The organism is Peptoniphilus sp., assembly GCF_050943655.1.
GTDB lineage: Bacteria > Bacillota > Clostridia > Tissierellales > Peptoniphilaceae > Peptoniphilus_A.
This window is the reverse complement of sequence record NZ_JBMNPQ010000110.1, coordinates 1-3,524: the sequence shown is the minus strand read 5'-3', so window position 1 is coordinate 3,524 and position 3,524 is coordinate 1. Positions and strand designations below refer to the sequence as shown.

Genomic DNA, 3,524 nt, shown 5'->3' with positions numbered 1-3,524 from the left:
AGAAAAATATAGATTAATAGACAAAAACGAAGCCATTCGAAATATTCACTATCCAAAAACTAGATCCAGTTATATAGCTGCAAGACAAAGACTTATTTTTGAAGAATTATTTTTCTTTGAATTATCAATTTTAAAAAATAAAGCACAAAAAAATGATGTTGATTCAATAAAATTTCATTTAGACGATAGAGTCTTTAATCTTATTGATGAACTACCTTTTGAACTGACAGAAGGTCAACAAAAAGTCTTAGACGAAATATTTGACGATATGAAAAGTGGTCGTGCAATTAATAGGCTAATACAAGGCGATGTAGGTAGTGGAAAAACAATAATTGCAGTTATTATAATGTATCTTGCAGCATTAAATGGTTATCAATCTGCAATAATGGCGCCAACAGAGATACTGGCAAAACAACATCTAGAATCCTTTAGAGAGCTTTTAGAGCCCCTTGGTATAAAGGTAGCACTAATTGTAGGTTCGACACCAAAAAAGGTAAAAAATGACATACTTACGAACCTAGAAATAGGTGCTATAGACATTTTAATTGGTACACACGCATTAATTGAAGAGAATGTTAAGTTTAAAAGACTTGGACTTAATGTAATTGACGAGCAGCATAGGTTTGGAGTAGTACAAAGAAATCTTCTTCAAAATAAAGATAAAGATGCAGCGACAATTGTTATGAGTGCGACTCCAATACCTCGCTCTCTTTCCCTTGTACTTTATGCAGATTTAGATATTTCTATAATTGATACAATGCCAATTGGAAGAAAACCTGTAAAGACTTTGGCCATTAATGAGAGCATGCTTTTAAAATCTAAGGAATTTATAAAGAGCGAGCTAGACAAGGGTCATCAGGCTTATGTAATATGTTCTTTAATTGAAGATAATGAAGAATTTCAAAACTTGCAGTCAGTTGAAAAAGTATATGCAGATTTAAAAAAGTATTATAAGGACTACAATCTCTCTTTAATTCATGGAAAGATGAAGCCAGATGAGAAGAATAAAATTATGGAGGACTTCGCAGCTAATAAGATTAATCTACTCGTATCAACAACTGTTGTAGAAGTTGGAGTAAATGTTCCAAATGCAAGTGTAATAATGATTTATAATGCTGAGAGATTTGGACTTTCGACCCTTCATCAGTTGCGCGGAAGAGTTGGAAGAGGAAAGGATCAGGCATACTGCATTTTATATAATCTATCTGATTCTGAAACATCATGGCAGAGAATGAAGATTATGCAAGAATCAAACGACGGTTTTTATATTGCACAAAAGGACTTAGAGATGAGAGGTTTTGGAGATATTTTTGGAACGAGACAATCGGGAATTCCAAATTTAAGACTTGCCGATCCACTTAGGGATAAAGAAATTTTAAAATACGCATCACTTGAGGTCAAAAATATTTTACAAAAGGATAAATTTTTAGAATCGAAAGAATTTTCTTATCTAAATAAAGAAATTCTTGAATTTTATGCAGATTTAAACTAATAATCTTTAATTATTCACTGCAATATGTTAAAATTATATTGATTTGGAGGCATTATGAGAGTAATATCAGGAAATAGACGTGGACTTAAGTTGAAAGCTCCAAAAGGTCTCGACACAAGGCCCACAACAGACAAGGTAAAAGAATCTGTCTTTAATATTTTGGGACAAAATTTTCAAGATGCAAAGGTCTTAGATATTTTTTGTGGAAGTGGCGCAAATGGCATTGAATTTTTGTCAAGAGGAGCAAAGATAGCTTATTTTCTAGATAATTCTGATGATGCTATAGATGTTGTAAGAGAAAATCTAAAAAAGGCAAAGTTTTTAGACTATGGGGTTATTTTACACGGAAACATCGGTAAGTTAAAAAGTTTAGAGACTTCTTTTGACTACATATACGTTGATCCGCCCTTTGATAGGAAAGATTTATACAGAAAGTCTATGAAGATAATTAATGACTATAATCTTTTAAAGGAAGACGGCCTTGTTGTAGTTGAGTATGCAACTGATGTTGGCATACCTCAATTTGAAGGATTTAAGGAAGTAAAAAATAGAAAGTATGGAAGTACTTCTATTTCCATATGGAGTTGGGATAGATGAGAGTAATATATGCGGGCAGTTTTGATCCTGTGACTAGGGGTCATTTAGACATAATTGAAAGAGCAAGAGACATTTTTGGTGAAGTTATAGTTGCTGTTTTAGACAATAGATCTAAGAAGGGACTATTCACTGTAGAAGAGAGAAAAGATCTTCTTCATGAAGTTCTAAAAGATTATGACAATGTAGAGATCGATTCTTTTGATGGACTTTTAGTTGACTATGCTAAAAAGAAAAACTGCAATGTAATAGTTAGAGGTTTAAGATCGGCTTCTGATTATTTAAATGAATATTCATTGGCAATGGCTAATATGCATTATAAAGATGGCGTGGAAACTGTATTTTTGTTGGCGACAAATGAAAATTTATTTGTTAGCTCTACGCTTGCGAAGGAAGTTGCCACTTTTGACGGCGATACAGATTTATTTGTGCCCGAAGTTGTGGGAAAGTCCATGAAAGAAAAATTAAATAGGAGGTAAAAATGAATATAACAGATTTAGTTGAAGAATTAGAGGATATAATTGAAACAGCATCTCAAATACCACTTACAAATAAAGTTATGGTTGAAAGGGAAGAGGCTCTTGAAATTTTAAATGAAATTAAAATTCAAATTCCTGGAGAAATAGCAGAAGCTCAACAAATTTCTCAAGACAAAGAAAGAATACTTAAAGAAGCAAATGAAGAAGCTGATAAGATTATTACATCAGCAAGATCTCATGCTGAAAAAATAATTGCTGAAGATGAATTAGTTGCAGAAGCTACACAAAGAGCTCACCAAATTCTTAACTCTGCTAAAGAAGAGTCAACTCAAATAAGAGAAGGAGCAAGAGACTATGCAGATGAGCTTCTTGAAAATACTCAAGTTAATCTTTCTGAAATAATCAAAATGTTAAATGAAAATAGACAAGAACTTAGAGGTTAATTTATTTTTTAAAACTAAATTCTCTAGAATTTTTAGAACTGCTCTAGCTTATGTTAGAGCTTTTTTAATGCTTAAAAAAAGACTCGCGGTAATGTTATAAAATTATAAACTTTAACCGCAAGTCTTTTTAATTTTCTTTATATTGTTCTGTCAAAATTTTTAAAATGTCTTGATATAATCTTTGTGGATTCTTTTTAAAGTTTTTTGCAATTCTATTTCCCATATCTTTATCAGATACTTCAATTTTTAAATTTAAAACTTCTACATCGCCGTCTTTAATAGAAAGGTGAGCATGGCTAATTCCATTTTCAGTTTTAACATCAGCTTTTATTGAATTTTTTAAAATTAGATTATGTCTATACTCTTCGATTCTAGGTTTTAAAAATTCAATATTTTCTTCTGGAATATTATCATAGAAAAGTTCAAGAGCTTCTTTTCCATCAGAAGATAGATAATAATTTTTGTCGTCGTCGAAAAGAATAAGTCCTGTAGACTCCATTTCTGAAATATATTGTT

At 31.4% G+C, this 3,524-nt stretch carries 5 protein-coding genes; 4 read left to right on the top strand and 1 reads right to left on the bottom strand.

The features are described 5' to 3' along the window. The 4 genes from ACOX6R_RS07660 to ACOX6R_RS07645 all read left to right on the top strand — a co-directional run. On the top strand, positions 1-1,492 hold a 1,492-nt coding region (locus tag ACOX6R_RS07660), incomplete at its 5' end, for an ATP-dependent DNA helicase RecG (protein WP_433448901.1). A gap of 54 nt (positions 1,493-1,546) precedes the next feature. After that, entirely contained in the window at positions 1,547-2,089 is a 543-nt protein-coding gene (gene rsmD / locus ACOX6R_RS07655; RefSeq protein ID WP_433448899.1) for a 16S rRNA (guanine(966)-N(2))-methyltransferase RsmD, read from the top strand. Next, entirely contained in the window at positions 2,086-2,565 is a 480-nt protein-coding gene (gene coaD / locus ACOX6R_RS07650) for a pantetheine-phosphate adenylyltransferase (protein ID WP_433448897.1), read from the top strand. The genes rsmD and coaD overlap by 4 nt, the downstream gene beginning before the upstream one ends. 2 nt (positions 2,566-2,567) lie before the next feature. Then, complete coding sequence (locus ACOX6R_RS07645; protein ID WP_433448895.1) at positions 2,568-3,008, top strand: ATPase; 441 nt, start codon at positions 2,568-2,570, stop codon at positions 3,006-3,008. A gap of 127 nt (positions 3,009-3,135) precedes the next feature. Here the strand turns inward: ACOX6R_RS07645 and ACOX6R_RS07640 are convergent. Continuing rightward, a partial coding sequence (locus tag ACOX6R_RS07640) for a DUF4364 family protein (protein WP_433448893.1) occupies positions 3,136-3,524 on the bottom strand: 389 nt, incomplete at its 5' end.